The organism is Delftia sp. 11MD (assembly GCF_050907895.1).
GTDB lineage: Bacteria > Pseudomonadota > Gammaproteobacteria > Burkholderiales > Burkholderiaceae_C > Comamonas > Comamonas tsuruhatensis.
This window is the reverse complement of record NZ_CP194333.1, coordinates 2,118,176-2,138,176: the sequence shown is the minus strand read 5'-3', so window position 1 is coordinate 2,138,176 and position 20,001 is coordinate 2,118,176. Positions and strand designations below refer to the sequence as shown.

General features: G+C 66.8%; 19 protein-coding genes and 8 tRNA genes. 9 read left to right on the top strand and 18 right to left on the bottom strand.

Annotated elements, in window-relative coordinates; all coding sequences use genetic code 11:
- Positions 1-24: 24 nt before the first annotated feature.
- From ACRSCF_RS09600 to folC, 16 genes are all read right to left on the bottom strand, one after another.
- Complete coding sequence (locus tag ACRSCF_RS09600) at positions 25-1,479, bottom strand: TolC family protein (protein WP_016451428.1); 1,455 nt, start codon at positions 1,477-1,479, stop codon at positions 25-27.
- Positions 1,480-1,705: 226 nt separating this feature from the next.
- Positions 1,706-2,074, bottom strand: a complete 369-nt coding sequence (locus tag ACRSCF_RS09595) for a hypothetical protein (protein WP_017407525.1) — start codon at positions 2,072-2,074, stop codon at positions 1,706-1,708.
- 278 nt (positions 2,075-2,352) lie between these two features.
- A tRNA-Asp gene (locus ACRSCF_RS09590) sits at positions 2,353-2,429 on the bottom strand.
- Positions 2,430-2,473: 44 nt separating this feature from the next.
- Positions 2,474-2,549: transfer RNA gene (locus ACRSCF_RS09585), tRNA-Glu, on the bottom strand.
- Positions 2,550-2,588: 39 nt separating this feature from the next.
- Positions 2,589-2,664: transfer RNA gene (locus ACRSCF_RS09580), tRNA-Ala, on the bottom strand.
- Positions 2,665-2,677: 13 nt separating this feature from the next.
- A tRNA-Asp gene (locus tag ACRSCF_RS09575) sits at positions 2,678-2,754 on the bottom strand.
- Positions 2,755-2,798: 44 nt separating this feature from the next.
- Positions 2,799-2,874: transfer RNA gene (locus ACRSCF_RS09570), tRNA-Glu, on the bottom strand.
- A gap of 71 nt (positions 2,875-2,945) precedes the next feature.
- Positions 2,946-3,022 (bottom strand) — tRNA-Asp (locus tag ACRSCF_RS09565).
- Positions 3,023-3,066: 44 nt separating this feature from the next.
- A tRNA-Glu gene (locus tag ACRSCF_RS09560) sits at positions 3,067-3,142 on the bottom strand.
- Between the two features lie 38 nt (positions 3,143-3,180).
- Positions 3,181-3,256 (bottom strand) — tRNA-Ala (locus tag ACRSCF_RS09555).
- A 70-nt stretch (positions 3,257-3,326) separates the two neighbouring features.
- Complete coding sequence (gene gltX, locus ACRSCF_RS09550) at positions 3,327-4,733, bottom strand: glutamate--tRNA ligase (RefSeq protein ID WP_017404949.1); 1,407 nt, start codon at positions 4,731-4,733, stop codon at positions 3,327-3,329.
- Positions 4,730-5,944 (bottom strand): O-succinylhomoserine sulfhydrylase, encoded by a 1,215-nt coding sequence (locus tag ACRSCF_RS09545; protein WP_016449260.1) that lies wholly within the window; start codon positions 5,942-5,944, stop codon positions 4,730-4,732. The genes gltX and ACRSCF_RS09545 overlap by 4 nt, the downstream gene beginning before the upstream one ends.
- A 195-nt stretch (positions 5,945-6,139) precedes the next feature.
- Positions 6,140-7,648, bottom strand: a complete 1,509-nt coding sequence (purF, locus tag ACRSCF_RS09540) for an amidophosphoribosyltransferase (protein ID WP_016449259.1) — start codon at positions 7,646-7,648, stop codon at positions 6,140-6,142.
- A gap of 133 nt (positions 7,649-7,781) precedes the next feature.
- Complete coding sequence (locus ACRSCF_RS09535) at positions 7,782-8,273, bottom strand: CvpA family protein (RefSeq protein ID WP_012206569.1); 492 nt, start codon at positions 8,271-8,273, stop codon at positions 7,782-7,784.
- 55 nt (positions 8,274-8,328) lie between these two features.
- Positions 8,329-9,261, bottom strand: a complete 933-nt coding sequence (locus tag ACRSCF_RS09530; protein WP_016449257.1) for an SPOR domain-containing protein — start codon at positions 9,259-9,261, stop codon at positions 8,329-8,331.
- 71 nt (positions 9,262-9,332) lie between these two features.
- Positions 9,333-10,655, bottom strand: coding sequence for a bifunctional tetrahydrofolate synthase/dihydrofolate synthase (gene folC / locus ACRSCF_RS09525; protein ID WP_016449256.1), 1,323 nt, complete (start codon positions 10,653-10,655; stop codon positions 9,333-9,335).
- A gap of 79 nt (positions 10,656-10,734) precedes the next feature.
- Between folC and ACRSCF_RS09520 the strand changes: the two genes are divergently transcribed.
- The 4 genes from ACRSCF_RS09520 to argG all read left to right on the top strand — a co-directional run bounded on the left by ACRSCF_RS09520 (position 10,735) and on the right by argG (position 13,876).
- The gene (locus ACRSCF_RS09520; protein ID WP_016449255.1) at positions 10,735-11,112 is read left to right on the top strand and encodes an ArsC family reductase; all 378 of its coding nucleotides are present in this window, start codon (positions 10,735-10,737) and stop codon (positions 11,110-11,112) included.
- A gap of 127 nt (positions 11,113-11,239) precedes the next feature.
- A complete protein-coding gene (locus ACRSCF_RS09515) occupies positions 11,240-11,980 on the top strand; it encodes a glycine zipper 2TM domain-containing protein (RefSeq protein ID WP_034363652.1) in 741 nt (246 codons plus the stop codon).
- A 123-nt stretch (positions 11,981-12,103) separates the two neighbouring features.
- Positions 12,104-12,421, top strand: coding sequence for a pyrimidine/purine nucleoside phosphorylase (locus ACRSCF_RS09510; protein ID WP_016449253.1), 318 nt, complete (start codon positions 12,104-12,106; stop codon positions 12,419-12,421).
- Between the two features lie 120 nt (positions 12,422-12,541).
- Positions 12,542-13,876 (top strand): argininosuccinate synthase, encoded by a 1,335-nt coding sequence (gene argG, locus ACRSCF_RS09505; RefSeq protein ID WP_016449252.1) that lies wholly within the window; start codon positions 12,542-12,544, stop codon positions 13,874-13,876.
- Positions 13,877-14,077: 201 nt separating this feature from the next.
- On the opposite strand, the gene ACRSCF_RS09500 is transcribed toward argG, so the two are convergent.
- Positions 14,078-14,977 (bottom strand): LysR family transcriptional regulator, encoded by a 900-nt coding sequence (locus ACRSCF_RS09500; protein ID WP_034363649.1) that lies wholly within the window; start codon positions 14,975-14,977, stop codon positions 14,078-14,080.
- Positions 14,978-15,115: 138 nt separating this feature from the next.
- On the opposite strand from ACRSCF_RS09500, the gene ACRSCF_RS09495 reads away from it, so the two are divergent.
- Together ACRSCF_RS09495 and ACRSCF_RS09490 are read left to right on the top strand one after the other, a co-directional pair.
- Positions 15,116-15,985, top strand: coding sequence for an MBL fold metallo-hydrolase (locus ACRSCF_RS09495; protein WP_017407584.1), 870 nt, complete (start codon positions 15,116-15,118; stop codon positions 15,983-15,985).
- A 98-nt stretch (positions 15,986-16,083) separates the two neighbouring features.
- Positions 16,084-16,446: an SPW repeat protein gene (locus ACRSCF_RS09490; RefSeq protein WP_016451422.1), complete on the top strand. Its 363-nt coding sequence runs from the start codon at positions 16,084-16,086 to the stop codon at positions 16,444-16,446.
- 101 nt (positions 16,447-16,547) lie between these two features.
- Here ACRSCF_RS09490 and murB read toward each other — a convergent pair whose 3' ends face one another.
- Positions 16,548-17,648, bottom strand: a complete 1,101-nt coding sequence (murB, locus tag ACRSCF_RS09485) for a UDP-N-acetylmuramate dehydrogenase (RefSeq protein WP_016449248.1) — start codon at positions 17,646-17,648, stop codon at positions 16,548-16,550.
- Positions 17,649-17,752: 104 nt separating this feature from the next.
- Here murB and ACRSCF_RS09480 point away from each other — a divergent pair, with 104 nt between their 5' ends.
- From ACRSCF_RS09480 to ACRSCF_RS09470, 3 genes are read left to right on the top strand one after another with little or no spacing between them, the layout of a single operon-like run.
- A complete protein-coding gene (locus ACRSCF_RS09480) occupies positions 17,753-18,238 on the top strand; it encodes a YajQ family cyclic di-GMP-binding protein (RefSeq protein ID WP_012206580.1) in 486 nt (161 codons plus the stop codon).
- A 36-nt stretch (positions 18,239-18,274) separates the two neighbouring features.
- Positions 18,275-18,940 carry a retropepsin-like aspartic protease family protein gene (locus ACRSCF_RS09475; protein ID WP_016449247.1) on the top strand — a complete coding sequence of 222 codons (666 nt, stop codon included), beginning with the start codon at positions 18,275-18,277 and terminating at the stop codon, positions 18,938-18,940.
- A 40-nt stretch (positions 18,941-18,980) separates the two neighbouring features.
- Positions 18,981-19,970 carry an HD-GYP domain-containing protein gene (locus tag ACRSCF_RS09470; protein WP_034363648.1) on the top strand — a complete coding sequence of 330 codons (990 nt, stop codon included), beginning with the start codon at positions 18,981-18,983 and terminating at the stop codon, positions 19,968-19,970.
- The last annotated feature ends 31 nt before the right edge of the window (positions 19,971-20,001 follow it).

The following is a 20,001-nucleotide window of genomic DNA, read 5'->3' as shown; positions in this document are numbered from 1 at the left end:
TCGGGTGTGAGGCAGGGGCGCGCTTCACAGCGCGGACGGATCGTCGTAGCGGCCCGCCAGGTATTCGAGCTGTATGCGCGCCGCCTGCAGCTGGTAGCGCGCGTCGAGCAGGTCTGCACGGATGGAGCGCAGCACGCGCTGCGCATCGAGCACATCGAGAATGCCGCGCTCGCCGAAGCGGTAGGCGGCCTCGGCCACGCGCAGGGCCGACTCGGCCTCGCGCACCGAACCCTGGCTCAGTGCCTGGGTGCGCAGTCGCGCCATCTCCAGCTCCTTCCAGGCCTGCAGCGTCTGCTGGCGCAGCTCGATCTGCCGGCCCTCCAGCTGCAGACGCGCGCGCTCCAGCTCGGAGGCCGCCTCGTCGATGGGGCCGCGGTGCTGGTCGAGCAAGGGGATCTGGATGCTCACGCCCACCGTGTTCAGGCGCACATCGGGCTCGCGCGTCTGGCCGTAGCGCAGCTCCACGCCCGGCCAGCGCGAGGCCTTGGCACCGTCAAGCCGCGCCTGGGCACGCTCGACCTCCGCCTTGAGCTGGCGCAGTTCGGGATGCTCCATGGGATCGATCTCGCCCATGTCCTCGATACGCAGCGGATCCTCCAGCGACACATCCAGGCGGAAGCGCACGGGCAGCTGGCCTGCGGCCAGGCGGCCCAGCGCCAGCTGCGCCTGCTCGGCACGCAGCCGCGCGGTCTGCTCCTGCTGGCGCGCCTGGATGATTTCGGCATCGGCCTTGATGATTTCGTAGCGGGCCGCCTCGCCGCTGTCCACGCGGACGCGGACGCGCTCATGGGCCTGCTCCAGAAGGCGCACCGCCTCCTTGGCGGCCTCGACCTCCGCCTCGCGCAGCACCATCTCGTAGGCGCGCAGCCGCACCTGGGCCACCAGCGCATTGCGCGTGGTCGCCACGAAGTGCACCGAGCCCTGCTCGCCTGCCCTCGCGGCCTCCACGCGCGCACCGCGCACGGCGGGGTTCTCGATGGGCAAGGCCACGGCCCAGCCCTGCACCGTGCCGGCTGCTGCGCCCGGAACGCGGGCGCTGTTGCGGCCCTGGTTCCATTCGAGCTTGGGATTGGGCAGCGCCGAGGCGCTGACCACGCCTGCGCGCGCCGTGGTCCGGGACTGCTCGACAGCGCGCAGATCGGGGTTGTGGTCCAGCACGGCGCGAACGACCTCGTTCAGGCTCAGCTGGGGCAGGCGCTGTGCGGCGGCCGAAGCCACCGAAGGCGCCTCTGCGGCCGAACCGGCCTTCGGCACGATCGGCGTACGGGACGCCGCGGCCTCGGCGGCCTCGGCGGCGGCCGGAGCCGCCTGCGTCAGGGGCGCCTGGGACGCCTGGGGCTTGCCAGGGGGGTGGGCCTGCGCCGAAGCGCCAGCACCCCAGCCCACCAGCAGGCTGCAGATCGCGCCTTGCAGGACCTTGCGCGAACAGGATGGAAAACGGGCGGGGGCCATTCCCGCCAATACCGTTGGATTCACCATGGCATGCATCTGCCGCAAAGCGACAGTCGAGGGGTTGAGTAAGAGATGGGCCCTTCCCTGCGGACCACGCGGGAACGGGCATGGCCGCGCCGTGCGCAGTCAGCGCGCGGACGACGGCATGGCGTGCACGCCAGCAAGGCGCGCAAGAGCAGTGATCAGGCAGTGGGATGCGTCAGCCGACAAGGGGCGCAAGGGGCACAAGGCATGCCTGCGCCGCAATATGCGGTCAGCCGAGCAGGGAAGGTCTTGGAGGGCGCAGCAGCTGGCCCGGGGCGGGCGACAGGTGCGCCTGGGAATAGGTCGAAGGCGGGGCCCACAGCGACACCACCTGCACGGCGATGGGCTCGGGCGGCCAGTACATCTCGGCGGAGCGGTCCTCGCCGCAGGCCAGCAGGGCCAGCAGCTGGCGCTTGTTGCCGCTGTGTGCCGTCAGCTCGGCAAACTCGGTCTCGTCGTCTTCCTCCACTTCCGCGAGTTCCTCGAGGAATTCCTCATCGATGGTCACGACGGGATGGTGCGCCAGCAGGCCATCGCCTTCCAACCCATCGGAAGATGCCGAAGCTGCCACCTGCCCGCAGAAGATGGACAGCAGCATCAGCAACGAAAAGACAAACGATGGCGCAAGGCGCATGGAGCGGGGCAGACGAGTCGGTGAAAGATGGACGCCCTGCAAACAGGACACCGTCTATTGTTACGAATGTTGAGGGAAAGTTCCGGGTTTGCCCTTAAAAAATCTGGGCAATAGATCGTGTTTTGTGCACAAAGGCTTTCCATGTGAAGAAGTCACACCGAAAACTGCAACAACCAGAAACAAAAAAGCCACCTTGCGGTGGCTTCTTGTCTGCGCAAACACGAGGGTCTGCACAAGGAATCTGGCGGAGTGGACGGGACTCGAACCCGCGACCCCCGGCGTGACAGGCCGGTATTCTAACCAACTGAACTACCACTCCTGGCAGGCAACTTTTGCGCTCTTGCGAGCCAAGTGCTGCAAACTTGGCGACCCTACGGGGATTCGAACCCCGGTACTCACCGTGAAAGGGTGATGTCCTAGGCCTCTAGACGATAGGGTCAATCCTAGAACTTGCGTTACAAACTCAAGTCTCGATTTTTGGTGGAGGTAAACGGGATCGAACCGATGACCTCTTGCATGCCATGCAAGCGCTCTCCCAGCTGAGCTATACCCCCAAGAATCCGATACTGGCGGAGTGGACGGGACTCGAACCCGCGACCCCCGGCGTGACAGGCCGGTATTCTAACCAACTGAACTACCACTCCTGGCAGACAGCTTTTGCGCTCTTTCGAGCCAAGTGCTGCAAACTTGGCGACCCTACGGGGATTCGAACCCCGGTACTCACCGTGAAAGGGTGATGTCCTAGGCCTCTAGACGATAGGGTCACAGCCTGTGATCCGCCGATAAAAAAGCGCCTTCGTGTTTCAAAGGCGCTTACATACCAAGCGACAAATTTTGGCGGAGTGGACGGGACTCGAACCCGCGACCCCCGGCGTGACAGGCCGGTATTCTAACCAACTGAACTACCACTCCTGGCAGACAGCTTTTGCGCTCTTGCGAGCCAAGTGCTGCAAACTTGGCGACCCTACGGGGATTCGAACCCCGGTACTCACCGTGAAAGGGTGATGTCCTAGGCCTCTAGACGATAGGGTCAATCCTAGAACTTGCGTTACAAACTCAAGTCTCAATTTTGGTGGAGGTAAACGGGATCGAACCGATGACCTCTTGCATGCCATGCAAGCGCTCTCCCAGCTGAGCTATACCCCCTTCATGCTGCAATCGCTGCTTCTTGTTAGTTGCTGCGTTTGCATCAGAGACTCGAATTATAGACAGGTTTTCAGCGGTTTTTCAAACGCGCCAGAATTTTTTCACGACCCAGCAGCTCCAGCACCGCGTCCACCGAAGGCGTGTGCGCCGTGCCCAGCGTCAGCACGCGCACCGGCATGGCCAGTTGCGGCATCTTCAGGCCCTGGGCCTTGAGCACTTCCTTGATCAGGGCAGCAATGGCTTCCTTGCTCCACTCCACCGAGGCGATGCCTTCGGCGAAGGCGTCCAGGGTGGGCGCCACGGCGTCGGTCACGTGCTTTGCCAGGTCCTCGGCGTTGCGGTCGAAGGCGTCCACATAGAACAGGCGCACCCAGCCGGCCAGATCGACCAGGGTTTCGCAGCGGTCCTTGAACAGGGCGCAGATGCGCGGCAGGCGGTCGTCTGCGTCGAGCAGGGCCTGGTCCAGGCCGGTCTTGAGCACGAAGGGGCGCACCAGCTCTGCCAGGGCCGCGTCGTCCAGCGCCTTCAGGTGCTGGGCGTTGACCCAGCGCAGCTTGGCCTCGTCGAACTGGCCTGCGCTGCGGCCCAGGTGGTCGAGGTTGAACCACTCCAGGAACTGGGCGCGGCTGAAGATTTCGTCGTCGCCATGGCTCCAGCCCAGGCGGGCCAGGTAGTTGACCATGGCGTCGGGCAGGTAGCCTTCGTCGCGGTACTGGGTGACGGCCTTGGCGCCGTTGCGCTTGCTCATCTTCTCGCCCTGCTCGTTGAGCACGGTGGGCAGATGGGCGAACACGGGCACGCTGGCGCCCAGGGCCTCGAAGATGTGGATCTGGCGCGGCGTGTTGTTGACGTGGTCGTCGCCACGGATGACATGGGTGATGGCCATGTCCATGTCGTCCACGCAGACGCAGAAGTTGTAGGTGGGCGTGCCATCGGGGCGCGCGATCACCAGGTCGTCCAGCTCGCTGTTCTGGAACTCGATGCGGCCCTTGCACTTGTCTTCCCAGGCCACGACGCCGCCCTTCGGCGTCTTGAAGCGCAGCACGGGACGCACGCCTTCGGGCACGGGCGGCAGCACCTTGCCTTCCTCAGGGCGCCAGGTGCCGTCGTAGCGCGGCTTTTCCTTGTTGGCCATCTGGCGCTCGCGCAGGGCGTCGAGTTCTTCCACGCTCATGTAGCAGGGGTAGACATGGCCCGAAGCCTGCAGGCCGGCCAGCACCTCCTTGTAGCGGTCCATGCGCTGCATTTGATAGAACGGACCTTCGTCATGGTCCAGCTGCAGCCAGGCCATGCCCTCGATGATCACGTCCACCGAGGCCTGGGTGGAGCGCTCCACGTCGGTGTCCTCGATGCGCAGGATGAAATCGCCGCCAGTGGCGCGCGCAAAGGCCCAGGGATACAGGGCCGAGCGGATGTTGCCCAGGTGGATGAAGCCCGTGGGAGACGGGGCAAAACGGGTACGTACTTTTTGTGTCATTGCAGGGTATCCAGTCCGCGGGAGAGATCGTTCTTGAGGTCGCCCAGGTATTCCAGTCCGACGGAGATGCGCAGCAGGCCCTGGCCGATGCCGGCGGCACGGCGCTGCTCTTCGCTCAGGCGGCCATGCGAGGTGCTGGCCGGATGGGTGATGGTGGTCTTGACGTCGCCCAGGTTGGCCGTGATCGAGCACACCCGGGTGCTGTCGGCCACATGGAAGGCGTTGGCGCGCAGCTGTTCGGCGCCCTCGCCCACCACGTCGAAGGACAGCACGCCGCCGCCCATGCCGTTTTGCTGGCGCATGGCCAGCTCGTGCTGCGGGTGGCTGGCCAGGCCCGGGTAGTAGACGCGGGCGACCTTGGGATGGGCTTCCAGCCAGGTGGCCAGCTCCAGCGCGGAGGCGCTTTGCGCCTTCACGCGCAGGGACAGCGTCTCCAGCCCCTTGAGCACCACCCAGGCGTTGAACGGCGCCAGGTTCAGGCCGCCGCTGCGCAGGAAGGTGCCCATGACCTTGTCCACCAGTGCCGTCGTGCCGCAGACGGCGCCCGACATGACGCGGCCCTGGCCGTCCAGCAGCTTGGTGCCGGAGTGCACGACCAGGTCGGCACCGAACTTGGCAGGCTGCTGCAGCACGGGCGAGGCAAAGCTGTTGTCCACGGCCAGCAGCGCGCCATGGGCGTGCGCCAGCTCGGCCAGCGCGGCGATGTCGCACAGGTCGGTCAGCGGGTTGGTCGGCGTCTCGGCGAACAGAAGGCGCGTGTTGGGACGGATGGCCGCCTTCCAGGCCTGCACATCGGTCTGCGAGACAAAGCTGGTCTCCACGCCGAAGCGCGCCATCTCGCCGCCCAGCAGCTTGATGGTGGAGCCGAACATGGACTGCGAGCAGATCACATGGTCGCCGGCCTTGAGCGTGGTCAGCGCCACGAGCAAGATGGCCGACATACCCGTGGACGTGGCCACCGCGCATTCCGTGCCCTCCATGGCGGCCAGGCGCTGCTCGAAGCTGGTGACGGTGGGGTTGGAGGTGCGGCTGTAGGTGTAGCCGGGCTCTTCATTGGCGAAGCGGCGTGCAGCCGTTGCACAGTCGGGCTGCACGAAGCTGCTGGTCATGTACAGGGCTTCGCTGTGCTCACCCCACTGGCTTCGCTCCACGCCCACGCGCAGGGCCAGCGTATCGGGATGCAGGCCTTCGGGAAGTGTCTTGTTGGTCACGTTGATGGTCCTTGGGGATCGGGCGCAGCCCGCCAGCGGTGGCGGTGCCCGGAAAAAAGGAGCTAGAAGCACTTGTCACCTGGCGGCTTCCAGGGCCTTGCGGCCCTGGTCTCTCCAGCACCAGCGCTTTTAGCTCATTTGTCAAAAAAGGCGGGCCACAGGCCCGCCCGACATTGTCACTGAATGCCCTGGCGCTCAGGCTTCCTGGGCATTGGGCAGGGACAGGCGCGACGCATCGCTGGCCTCTTCCTCCCCGCCCCGGTTACGACCCTCGTTGAGCGCCGTGACCTCGTCCTCGGAGATGTCGCCCGTGATGTAGACGCCGTCGAAGCACGAGGCCTCGAAGCCCTGCACCTGCGGATTGATCTTGCCCACGGTCTGCTTCATGGCGGCCACGTCCTGGTAGATCAGCGCGTCGGCGCCGATGACCTGGCGGATTTCCTCGACCGTGCGGCCATGCGCCACCAGTTCGGCGCGCGTGGGCATGTCGATGCCGTAGACGTTGGGATGGCGCACCGGAGGAGCGGCCGAGGCCAGGTAGACCTTGACGGCGCCGGCGTCACGCGCCATCTGCACGATCTCCTTGGAGGTGGTGCCGCGCACGATGGAGTCGTCCACCAGCAGCACCTTGCGGCCCTTGAACTCGCTGCCGATGGCGTTGAGCTTCTGGCGCACGGATTTCTTGCGCGAGGCCTGGCCCGGCATGATGAAGGTGCGGCCCACGTAGCGGTTCTTGACGAAGCCTTCGCGGTAGGGAATGCCCAGCAGCTGGGCCAGCTGCATGGCGCTGGGCCGGCTGGATTCCGGAATCGGGATGATGGCGTCGATCTCGTTGGGCGGCACGGTGGAGACCACGCGCTTGGCCAGCGTCTCGCCCATGTTCAGGCGCGCCTGGTAGACGGAGATGCCGTCGAGCACCGAGTCCGGACGGGCCAGGTACACGTACTCGAACACGCAGGGGTGCAGCTCGCTCTTTTCGGCGCACTGGCGGGTTTCGACCTGGCCGTCGCTGTGCACGAACACGGCTTCACCCGGAGCGACATCGCGCTCGAGCTGGTGCAGCGTGCCTTCCAGGGCCACGGATTCGCTGGCCAGCATCACCGTGCCGTCGGCGCTGCGGCCCATGCACAGGGGACGGATGCCGAAGGGGTCGCGGAAGGCCAGCAGGCCGTAGCCCGCAATCAGCGCGATCACGGCGTACGAGCCCTTGATGCGCTTGTGCACGGCGCTGACGGCCTGGAAGACGTCTTCGCTCTTGAGCGGCGCGCCACTGCTGGCGCGGGCCAGCTCGTGGGCCAGCACGTTGAGCAGGACTTCGGAGTCGCTCTCGGTGTTGGTGTGGCGGTGGTCGGTGTCCGACAGCTCCTCGCGCAGCTGCTTGGCATTGGTGAGGTTGCCGTTGTGCACCATGACGATGCCGAAGGGCGCGTTCACGTAGAAGGGCTGGGCCTCTTCCTCGCTGGTCGCGTTGCCGGCCGTCGGGTAGCGCACCTGACCCAGGCCCACAGTGCCCGGCAGGGCACGCATGTTGCGGGTGCGGAACACGTCGCGCACCATGCCCTTGGCCTTGTGCATGAAGAACTTGCGCTCCTGCTGGGTCACGATGCCTGCGGCATCCTGGCCACGGTGCTGCAGCAGCAGCAGGGCGTCATAGATCAGTTGATTCACGGGCGCGGTGCTGACTACACCAACGATTCCACACATAGTTGCGTTCCATCCGTTTGCGAAGGTCGCCCTTCGCTGTCTGGGCCGTAGCAGCCACCCATTGGCCACGCCTGCGCCCGATTTCTCTATCCAAACTGTTTCTGCCAGCCGACTCCTGCGCTGCAGCGCCTTGTCATGCAGCCGGCAGATAGCGTCCCCATTCCTGCGGCAGCTGTGGCAAAACCACAGCCAGCGCCTGCATCAGCCATGGTGCCAGGGCTGAATCCTGCCACCACTGCCCCTGATGCAGCGGCGTGTAGCTGATCACCATCGTTGCCACCAGGGCCAGCAGCGCCCCGCGCAGCACGCCGAACAGCGCGCCCAGCGTGCGGTCCACGGGCCTCAGGCCCACCGCCTCGATCAGCCGGCGCGACAGCCAGGACACCAGGCCCCAGCCGAACAGCGCCAGCACGAACAACAGCACAAAGCCTGCGGCGTAGCGCAGCTGCATGTCCCAGTCCTGCATGGGCAGCCACAGCGCCACGTCGGCCGCCCAGATGCGGGCCACGACAAAGGCCACCAGCCAGCCCAGCAGAGACAGCACCTCGTACACCAGCCCGCGCCAGGCGCCAAGCAGCATCGAGGCCAGCACGCAGGCCAGCAAAACCCAGTCCACCGTGGACATACGCTATCTCTGTGCGCCTGTGCTGCTTTGCAAGATCAAGATGTACGTCACCGCCTCAGAGCTTGAGCACCGACGCCGGCAGGCCCTGGCCCTTGACGCGCGCCGCCGCCTTGTCGGCTTCGGCACGGCCGTTGAACGGGCCCACACGCACACGCGTGCGCTTGCCGTCCTTGGTGTCCACCACCTGCGTGAAAGTCTTCAGGCCCGCCAGCTCCAGCTTGGCGCGGATTTCCTGGGCCTTGCCGGCATCGGAGAAGGCGCCGACCTGCACGATGAAGCGCTCGTCCGTCGCCGCAGCAGCCGCCGGTGCCGCCGGTGCGCTGCGACCTTCCAGCAGGGCCCGGGCACGCGCGGCGTCGTCGCTCCTGGACGGCTCGGGCTTGGGTTCGGGCTTTGGCTTCGGCTCGGGTTTGGGTTCGGGCTTGGGCTCCGGCTTGTGTTCGGGTTTGGCCGGCTCGGGCTTGGGCCTGGGTTCCGGCTTGGGCTCGGGTTTGGTCTCAGGCTTGGCGGCGGGCTTGGGCTCAGGCTTTGCCTCGGGCCGGGTTTCGGGCTTTGCTTCCGGCTTGACCGGAGCCACCTGCGAGACGGCCGGCGCCACGGGCACGGAAGGCCTGCCCATGGGAACCTCTTCCTCGTCGGCGCCCAGCGAGGCCTGGGCCGGCACGCGGCCTGCCGGGGAAGCGGCGCCCTGGTGCGGATGGGCGTCCACGGCATTGGCGCCGGGCACGACCAGAGGAGCGACCTTGTCGCGGTCGGGAATCTCGATGGGGATGTCCACGGGAATCGGACGCGGCTGCGTGTCGAACAGCAGGGGGAATCCCACCACGCCCGCCAGGACCAGCACGGCCGCGCCGATGAGGCGGTGGCGCGCCCGGCGGCGCATGACATCGACGCTTTCCGCCTGTCCCAGCCGTGTGGGCCGCCTCGATGCGGACGACGAATCACCGTCGTCTTTTTTGCCGGGCCAACGAAAATTGAAAAATGCCATGGAGTGCGGACTCGTTCAGATCGGCCACCACAGGCAGCCACGATGGCCGTTTGCGGTGCGGATCACTGGATTCAGGTGCCCAGATGCTTGGCGTTCAGCCGGGGCGGGCCGTCCTGCAGCACGCCGCCCACCGTGAAGAACGAGCCAAAGACCACGATTCTATCAGTGGGACCTGCTGCAAGAACCGCGGCATCCAGCGCCAGCTGCGGGTTTGCGAAGGTGGCCAGCGAGATCTCGCGCGGCACGCCCGGCGCGGGCGGCAGGGCTTCGATCTTCTGGCGCAGCACCTCGGCGCTCTCGGCGCGCGGCGTGGGCAGGTCGGTCAGATACCAGCGGTCGATCAGCGGGGCAATCCTGGCCAGCATGGGGGCCAGGTCCTTGTCGTGCATGGCGCCGAACACCGCATGCGTGCAGGGGAAGTAACCCATGGCGTCGAGGTTGGCCGTCAGCGCCGCCACCGAATGCGGGTTGTGCGCCACGTCCAGCACCAGCGTTGGCTGGCCCGGAATGATCTGGAAACGCCCCGGCAGCTCGACCATGGCCAGCCCCGTGCGCACGGCCTGGGCCGTGACCGGAAGGCGGCTGCGGATGGCTTCGAGCGCGGCCAGCGCACCCGATGCATTGACCAGCTGGTTGGCGCCGCGCAGCGCCGGATAGGCCAGGCCCGCATAGCGCCGCCCGCGTCCGGCCCAGCCCCACTGCTGCTTGTCGCCCGAGAAATTGAAGTCCTGGCCCAGGCGCCAGAGATCGGCGCCAATGGCCTGTGCATGGTCCAGCACGCTTTGCGGCGGCATGGGATCGCTGACCACCACAGGCCGGCCGGCGCGCATGATGCCGGCCTTCTCGCGGCCGATGCTCTCGCGGTCCGGCCCCAGGAATTCCACATGGTCGATGTCGATGCTGGTGATGACGGCGCAATCGGCGTCGATCACATTGGTGGCATCCAGCCGCCCGCCCAGGCCCACCTCGAGAATCGCCACATCCAGCCTGGACTGGCTCATCAGCCGCAGGATGGCCAGCGTGGTGAACTCGAAATAGGTGAGCGCCACTTCCGTGCCCTGCACGCGCGCCTGCTCCACGGCCTCGAACTGCGGCAGCAGCTCGGCGGCCTTCACGATCTCGCCGCCCACGCGGCAGCGTTCCTCGAAATGCACCAGATGCGGCGATGTGTAGACGCCGGGGCGAAAGCCCGATTGAAGCGCCACGGCCTCCAGCATGGCGCAGGTCGAGCCCTTGCCGTTGGTGCCCGCCACCGTGATCACGGGGCAGTCGAAACGCAGGTCCAGGCGCTGGGCAACTTCGCGCACGCGATCCAGGCCCAGCGCAATATTCTTGGGGTGCAGGCGCTCGCAATAGGCGAGCCATGCATCCAATGTGGGAAATGAGGTGTGCATACTGCGCGCTATTGTTACCCAGGGACAGTGTCCTTATGGGGTCCTCGCCATCCATTGACTGCGGCAACTGCAACCAATCATGACCACTGCAAACACTGTGACGCTCTACGGCATTCCCAACTGCGACACCGTCAAGAAGGCCCGCGCCTGGCTCACCGACCAGGGCATCGCCTACGAATTCCACGACTTCAAGAAACAGGGTGTTCCCGCCGAGCAGTTGCCCGCCTGGATGCAGGCTGTCGGCTGGGAAAAGCTGCTCAACCGCCAAGGCACGACGTGGCGCAAGCTCGATGCCGACACCCAGGCCGCCGCCCAGGATGCGGCCGGTGCCGCAGCCCTCATGCAGCAGCAGCCCAGCGTCATCAAGCGCCCGGTCGTCCAATGGCCGCAGGGACGCATCACCGTGGGTTTTGCGCCCGACGCCTGGGCAGAGATGGCCCACGGGGGCAAGCGCTGACTCTGCCATCAGGCCTGGAACAGCTTATTACGTGGATTTACGCGACCGCAAACTGCTTTCCAGGCCCGAGGAATACACTTGCATGGAGCCTGGCAGGAAATACCGCCAGCGCAACAGGAGTGCAATCATGAAATCCCTGGTTCTTTTGACGCTGGCGGCCACGACCGCCACCGTGGCCCTGGCCCAGGAGCAAGGCCGGGTGCTGTCGGTGACCCCGGTGACCCAGCAGGTGGCCGTGCCACAGCAGGTCTGCCGCGATGAAAACGTCTATACCGGCCAGCGCACCTCGGGCGCGGGCGCCGTTCTGGGTGCCCTGGCGGGCGGCGTGGTCGGCAATGCCATCGGGCATGGCGGCGGACGGGCGGCCGCCACGGCGGCCGGCGTGATCGGCGGCGCCATGCTGGGCAACCAGGCCGAGGCCACGGGCCAGCCCCAGTACCAGACGGTGCGCAACTGCACTACCCAGACCTACTACCAGAACCGCGCCGTGGCCTATGACGTGGTCTACGAGTACGCAGGCCGCAACTACACGACGCGCACCACCACGCCGCCCGGGGACTGGATCGCGCTGAGCGTGCAGCCTGCCGCCAACAGCGCGGCCTATGGCAGCAACGGCTACTACGGCACCAACCAGCCGCCCCAGGCCGCGTACTCCACCGCACCCGTGCCGCCGCCCGTGGTCTACCAGAACAACTACTACGACGGCAGTGGCTACTACGCCCCCCAGCCTGTGCAGCCCGTGTATTCGGCCAGTGACTATGTGGCCCCCGTGGTGATTGGAGCAGCCCTTGCTGCCGGCGTGTACTACGCCTCGCGCCCCAGCTATCACGGCTGGCGCGGCGGCTACCGCCACGGCTGGCGCCGCTGAGACGGACCTGCGCATGCAAAGCCCCGACAAGGGGCTTTTTGCATGGCGGCGGCCAGCACGTACGGGCAGCGGCCGGGTGCTGGCCTAAAATGGGCGGTTTAGTCCACCCTCTGCCCAGCTTCCATGACCACCGAAACCATCTCTGGCATCACCCTGACCACCAAGGCCAATGTCTATTTCGACGGCAAATGCATCAGCCATGGCTTCACGCTGGCCGATGGCACGAAGAAGTCTGCGGGCGTGGTGCTGCCCAGCCAGCTGACTTTCGGCACGGCCGCCGCCGAGATCATGGAATGCGTGGCCGGCTCCTGCGAGTACAAGCTCGACGGCACGGACCAGTGGCTGACCTCCAAGGCCGGCGAGTCCTTCCAGGTGCCTGCGAACTCCAAGTTCGACATCCGCGTGACCGAGGCCTACCACTACATCTGCCACTACGCCTAAGAGCGCCTGAGCGCCTGGGCAGACCGACGCATTCGACCTGACGGCGCCCAGGCGCCTTCCGTGTTTTCCGGCAGCCGCGTCCCGCACGCCAGCCGCCATCGTTATTGAGAGAAGCATCGTATGGAAACCATCCTGCAAAACGTCCCCGTCGGCCAAAAGGTCGGCATCGCCTTCTCGGGCGGCCTGGACACCAGCGCCGCCCTGCGCTGGATGAAGAACAAGGGCGCCCTGCCCTACGCCTACACGGCCAACCTGGGCCAGCCCGACGAGGCCGACTACGACGAAATCCCCCGCAAGGCCATGGAGTACGGCGCCGAGCAGGCCCGCCTGATCGACTGCCGCGCGCAGCTGGCCGGCGAAGGCATTGCCGCCATCCAGGCCGGCGCCTTCCACATCTCCACGGGCGGCATCACCTACTTCAACACCACGCCCCTGGGCCGTGCCGTGACCGGCACCATGCTGGTGGCCGCCATGAAGGAAGACGACGTCAACATCTGGGGTGACGGCTCGACCTTCAAGGGCAACGACATCGAGCGCTTCTACCGCTACGGCCTGCTGACCAACCCCGCTCTGAAGATCTACAAGCCCTGGCTGGACCAGACCTTCATCGACGAGCTGGGCGGCCGCGCCGAGATGTCGGCCTTCATGACCAAGGAGGGCTTCGGCTACAAGATGAGCGCCGAGAAGGCCTACTCGACCGACAGCAACATGCTGGGCGCCACGCACGAGGCCAAGGACCTGGAGTTCCTGAACAGCGGCATCCGCATCGTCAACCCCATCATGGGCGTGGCGTTCTGGAAGCCCGAGGTCGAGGTCAAGGCCGAGGAAGTGTCGGTGACCTTCGAAGAAGGCCGCCCCGTGGCCCTCAATGGCAAGGAAATCGCCGATCCCGTGGAGCTGTTCCTGGAAGCCAACCGCATCGGTGGCCGCCACGGCCTGGGCATGAGCGACCAGATCGAGAACCGCATCATCGAAGCCAAGAGCCGCGGCATCTACGAAGCCCCCGGCATGGCCCTGCTGCACATCGCCTACGAGCGCCTGGTGACCGGCATCCACAACGAGGACACCATCGAGCAGTACCGCATCAACGGCCTGCGCCTGGGCCGCCTGCTGTACCAGGGCCGCTGGTTCGACCCGCAGGCCATCATGCTGCGCGAAACCGCCCAGCGCTGGGTGGCCCGCGCCGTGACCGGCACCGTGACGCTGGAGCTGCGCCGCGGCAATGACTACTCCATCCTGAACACCGAATCGCCCAACCTGACCTACGCGCCCGAGCGCCTGTCGATGGAAAAGGTCGAGGACGCGCCCTTCAGCCCCGCCGACCGCATCGGCCAGCTGACCATGCGCAACCTGGACCTGATGGACACCCGCGACAAGCTGGCCATCTACGCCAAGGCCGGCCTGCTGTCCCTGGGCACCAGCACCGCCCTGCCCCAATTGGGCGGCAAGGAATGACCTACACCCCCTGAGCGGCTGACGCCGCTTCCCCCTCTCTACTCGCTTCGCGAGGGAGGGGGACGACGCCCTCGCTGCGGGGCGGCCCTTGCTCGGCGTCCCTGGCATGGGACGCGCCCGCCAAGCACGCGACGCCATGGGCCAGAAAATCGCACACTTGCATCCCACAAGCCGCCGCAAGGCGGCTTTTTTACGCCCTTGCTACCAGCGCGCGCCCTCGAAGCGCTGCACGAGAAAATCCAGCAGCGCGCGCACGGCCACCGGCAGGTGACGGCGCGAGCTGTACAGCGCATGCACGGTCAGCGGCTGCGGGCGCCAGTCCGGCAGCACCAGCTCCAGCTGGCCGGCCTGCAGCATGGGCTGGACCAGGTAGGTTGGCTGCAAGGCGATGCCCGCACCCTCGACGGCAGCGGCGGCCAGCACGGTGGCTTCGTTGGCGTTGAACCAGGTGGTGACGGCGATCTGCTGCTCATCGCTTTCGTCGTCACGCCGCGCCAATTGCCAGACATTGCGGCCCACGCGCATATGGCCCAGGCAGCGGTGGGCCTGCAACTGGGCCGGTGTCTGCGGCCGCCCTGCCGCGTCCAGGTAGGCGGGCGAGGCCACCAGCACCGATTCGCACACGGCCAGCGGCCGGCCGATGAGTGCGGCGCCCGGATCGGCGCTGATGCGTATGGCCAGGTCGATGCGCTGCTGCACCAGGTCCAGCGCGCCGTCGTCCACCAGCAGGTCGATCTTGAGGTGCGGGTGCAGCCGCATGAACTGCGCAATGGCCGGCGCCATCTGCGCATGGCCGAAGGACATGCTGCAGGTCACGCGCAGCAGGCCGCGCAACTGGCTGTCGCCGGCGCGCATCTCGCCTTGCACCTCATCGGCCAGGGCCAGCATCTGCTGGCTGTAGCGCAGGCACTGCGCACCGGCATCGGTAAGCGAGACACGGCGCGTGGTGCGGTGCAGCAGGCGCGCGCCCAGCCACTGCTCCAGCGACTCCACATGGCGCGTGGCCATGGCGCGCGACAGGTCCAGCCGCTCGGCCGCCGCCGTGAAGCTGCCGCATTCGGCCACCGTGGCAAACACCTGCATCGCCAGCAATCGGTCCATGGATATGCTCGATTTCCGCAACAAACAAGCGCATATTTTGCCGTTTATCTGCTCGATTTCAAAAACTAAAGTACCACCCATGGCAGCACGGCGCTGCCACCCGCTTTCTGTCTTGTGCTTTTTTCAAAGGAAATCGACATGCTTCGCACCACCTTGCTTTCGCTCACCCTGGCCCTGTCGGCCGGCCTGTCCCATGCCCAGGCGCCCGCCCCGCTGCAGATGAAGGTCTACCAGGCCGACGAACACAGCTTTGCCGTGACCTCCACCCTGATCACCGGCGCCAAGGAGGCCGTGGTCGTGGACAGCGGCTTCACCCGCGCCGACGGCCTGCGCATTGCCGCCAATGTGCTGGACAGCGGCAAGCAGCTGACCACCATCCTCATCAGCAATGCCGACCCCGACTACTACTTCGGCGCCGAGGTGCTCAAGAGCCTGTTCCCGCAGGCCAAGGTGGTGGCCACGCCGGCCGTGCGCGAGAAGATCGAGTCCAAGCTGCAGGGCAAGCTGGCCTTCTGGGGCCCCAAGATGGGCGCCAACGCCCCCAGCCATCCCGTGCTGCCCGAGGCCCTGCAAGGCAATACGGTGATGGTGGACGGCCAGGCGCTGGAGCTGCGCGGCACCACCGGCCCGCTGGCCCACCGCCCCTATGTCTGGGTGCCTGCGCTGCAGGCCATCGTCGGCAACGTGGGCGTGTTCGGCAACCTGCATGTCTGGACAGCGGACACGCAAAAGAGCGCCGAGCGCAAGGCCTGGCTGGCGCAGCTGGACGAGATGCAGGCCCTCAAGCCCGCTGTCGTCGTGCCCGGCCACATGCAGGCCGGCACGGCCATGGACGCCAGCGCCATCGCCTATACACGCGACTATCTCCAGCGTTTCGAGGCCGCCGCCGCCAAGGCGGGCAACAGCGCCGAGCTGATCGGTGCCATGAAGCAGGCCTACCCGCAGGCCGGCATGGCGCTGTCGCTGGACATCGGCGCCAAGGTGAACAAGGGCGAGATGCCATGGTAAGCATGCACTTTCGCAAAAATCCTCATGGAACCTGCATGCTGCGCCCTTGATCCAACCAGCTGCCGCCCTCATTCGTCGTGGCGGCAGGAGGTGCAGCCATGAAATACATGAAGCATTGGCAGGACCCGCTCAACGTCCTGCTGGGAGTCTGGTTGGCAGTCTCGCCCTGGGTGCTGGGGTTCCAGGACCAGATGGCGCCCACGGCCAACGGCGTGGTCATCGGACTGGCGCTGATTGCCGCTGCGCTGGGAGCCATCTTCATGCCCCGCGCGTGGGAGGAATGGACCGAAGGCCTGCTGGGTCTGTGGATGGTGATCTCGCCCTGGGTGCTGGGCTTTGCCGGCCAGATGGACGCCATGCGCAATGCCGTGGTGTCGGGCATCGTGGTGCTGGTGCTCGCGCTGTGGGTGCTGATGACCGACAAGGACTATATGGACTGGCGCAGTCACTCCGCCCACTGAGGCGCTGATGCGCAGCGGCCCGCAGGCGGCAATGCCCTGCGGGCCGCTGTTTTTTTGCCGCCGTGCCCCTCAAGAACCGCCCAAGGACCGCCCAAGGCCGCTCAGACTACGACGGGCTCGGGCTCCAGGCGGATGCCGAATCGCTCGTAGACGCTGGTCTGTATCGCTCCGGCCAGCGTCATGACCTCGCCGCCCGTGACGCTGCTGTCCACGCTGTGCCGGTCGCCCCGGTTGACCAGCACCAGGGCCTGCTTGTCATACACCCCGGCGCGGCCCATGGACTTGCCCTTCCAGCCGCAGGCATCGATCAGCCAGCCGGCGGCCAGCTTGATGGAGCCGTCGTCCATGGGGTAGTGCACGATGCGGGGCTCGCGCGCAATGATGTCGGCGCACTGCTCGGGCGTCACCGTCGGGTTCTTGAAGAAGCTGCCCGCGTTGCCGATGTGCTCCGGATCGGGCAGCTTGGCGCGGCGGATCTCGCACACCCAGTCGAAGATCTGGCGGGCCGTGGGCTCGGCCACGCCCGCCTCGGCCTGGCGGCGCTGCAGGTCCAGGTAGCCCAGGCCGGGCTTCCAGTCCTTGGGCAGGGCCAGGCGCACGCGCGTGATCACGGCGCGGCCCTTGAGGCCCATGCCGCGCGGCGGCACGCCGCTCATGCGCGCACGCGCCACGGGCGTGGGCTCGGCCGGCGCATGCTTGAACACCGAGTCGCGGTAGCCGAAGGCGCATTGCGCGGCATCCAGCGTGAAGGACTCCCCCGTGGCCAGGTCGATGGCATCCAGCGACTCGAAGCGGTCCTGCAGCTCCAATCCGTAGGCGCCGATGTTCTGCACCGGCGACGCGCCCACGGTGCCGGGAATCAGCGCCATGTTCTCCAGGCCGCCGTAGCCCTGCGACAGGGTCCAGGCCACCAGGTCGTGCCAGCGCTCGCCGGCACCGGCCTCGACGATCCAGTGGCGATCGGTCTCGCGCAGCAGGCGCATGCCCGCTATCTCCATCTTGAGGACCACGGGATCGACGTCGCCCGTGATCACCACATTGCTGCCGCCGCCCAGCACGAACACGGGCTGGCGGCCCCACAGCGGATCGGCCAGGAAATGGCGCACGTCCTCGTCGCTGCGCACGCGCACCAGGGTGTGGGCACGGGCGGCGATGCCGAAGCTGTTGCAATGCTGCAGCGGAACATTTTTCTCGACTAACATCGACCGGATTGTCGCACCGCCTCCCTGCGCCGCCGGCCCCGCGCCCGCATCGCCCGGCCGCGCGCTGCGGTACTTTTTCAGAACATTTACAGGAAATATTTGCCATGCCTTCTTTTGACACCGTGTGCGAAGCCGACTTCGTCGAAGTGAAGAACGCCGTGGAGAACACCGCCAAGGAAATCGGCACACGCTTCGACTTCAAGGGCACCTCGGCCGCCATCGAGCTCAAGGACAAGGAAATCACGCTGTTCGGCGATGCCGACTTCCAGCTGCAGCAGGTCGAGGACATCCTGCGCAACAAGCTGACCAAGCGCAGCGTGGACGTGCGCTTCCTGGACATCCAGAAGGCCCAGAAGATCGGCGGCGACAAGCTCAAGCAGACCATCAAGGTCAAGAACGGCATCGAGGCCGAGCTGGGCAAGAAGCTGCAAAAGCTGATCAAGGACAGCAAGCTCAAGGTGCAGGCGGCCATCCAGGGCGACGCCGTGCGCGTCACCGGCGCCAAGCGCGACGACCTGCAGGCCGCCATGGCCCTGATCCGCAAGGACCTGGCCGACCATCCCCTGTCCTTCAACAACTTCCGCGACTGATCGCCTGGCACCCGCCTCTGCGCCACAAGCCACCCCATGCGCCACCTACGTGCCGTACTTCTGAGCCTGGCCGCAGCGGCCGCGCTGGCTCCACCGTCGGCGACGGCGCAGTCAGTGGCGCTCAGCGGCGTGCTGGGCAGCAAGGCCTTGCTGGTCATAGACGGCGGCACGCCGCGCGCGCTGGCGGCGGGCGACAGCCTGCAGGACGTGCGCGTGCTGCAGGTATCGGGTGACACGGCCGAGGTGGAAATCAAGGGCCGCCGCCAGACATTGCGCCTGGGCGAGGCGCCCATCAGCCTGGGCGGCCGGGGCGCGGCGGCGGGCGATCCTGCGCTCGGCCGGCGCGTGGTGCTCAAGGCCGACAACCGGGGGCACTTCATCGAACGCGGCCAGATCAATGGCAAGACCATGGTCTACATGGTGGATACGGGCGCCAGCTCGGTCGCCATCGGCCGGTCCGACGCCGAACGCATGGGCCTGCCCTTTCTCAAGGGCCAGCCGGTGATGATGCGCACCGCCAACGGCGATGCCCAGGGCTGGCGCCTGCGGCTGGATTCGGTGCGCGTGGGCGATGTCGAGGTCTTCGGTGTGGACGCCGTGGTCGCCCCTCTTCCCATGCCCTATGTGCTGCTGGGCAACAGCTTTCTTGCCCACGTCCAGATGACCCGCCAGGGCAGCGAGATGGTGCTGGAGCGGCGCTGATGCGGCCTGCATGCGCCCCGCTTCCCGCACCCCGCCAACGATGAGCCGACGCCCCGACGATTCCTACGAAGACCTGCTGGGCCTGTGGTCCGACCTGGAGGCCGCACTGTCCGTGCTGCTGTCCGCGCCGCTGCAGGTGCAGGGCTTCCTGGTCAAGCTGCAGCAGATCGACCTGTGGCTGCAGGAGCTGATCGCCCACGACAGCGATGCCGCGCTGTACCTGATGTTCCAGCGCGCCTGCTCGTCCACCGTGGGCTACAGCGCCTCCCATGCCCTGGTCTGCGCCTGCCTGTGCCATGTGCTGGCGCGCGAGCTGCGCCTGGACGAGTCCGAACACCGCACCCTGGTGTATGGCGCACTGACCATGAACATCGGCATGAACGCGCTGCAGGACGAACTGGCGCTGCAGCGCGAGCCGCTGACTCCCGCCCAGCAGCAGGCCGTACAGCGCCACCCGCTGCACAGCCAGGCCCTGCTGGCGCGGCTGTTCGTCAACGACGCGCTGTGGCTGGAACTGGTGGCCCGCCACCATGAAGCCGTGCCCCAGCAGCCCTTGGCCACACTGCCCCCGGTGCAGCGCCTGGTGCGCATCCTGGGCACGGTGGACCGCTACGCGGCCCTGATCAGCCCGCGCAAGTCACGCGAAGGCCGCAGCGCCGCCGAGTCGCTGCGCGCGCTCACCCAGCAGCAGCGCTACTCCGACGAGGTGGGCTTCGCGCTGGTGCGCGCCGTGGGCCTGTGCCCGCCGGGCACCTACGTGCGGCTGGACAACGGTGACATCGCCGTGGTGCTGCGCCGTGGCGAGCCGCCGCAGCCGCCGCTGGTGGCCAGCGTGATCGGCGCCGACGGCGCGAGCCTGTATCCGCCCGTCATCCATGAAGGCGAGGACGGCCCCCGCATCCGCTCGGCACTGGCGCGCGCCGCCATCACGCTGGAGCTGGACCCGCGCACGCTGGCCCAGCTGGGCGTGCTGGCCGCACGCGGCAGCCAGTCGCTGTACCGCATGGTGCAGATGCCCGGGCCTGTCTGACCGATCTGGCGCCTGAAGCGCGCGACACCGG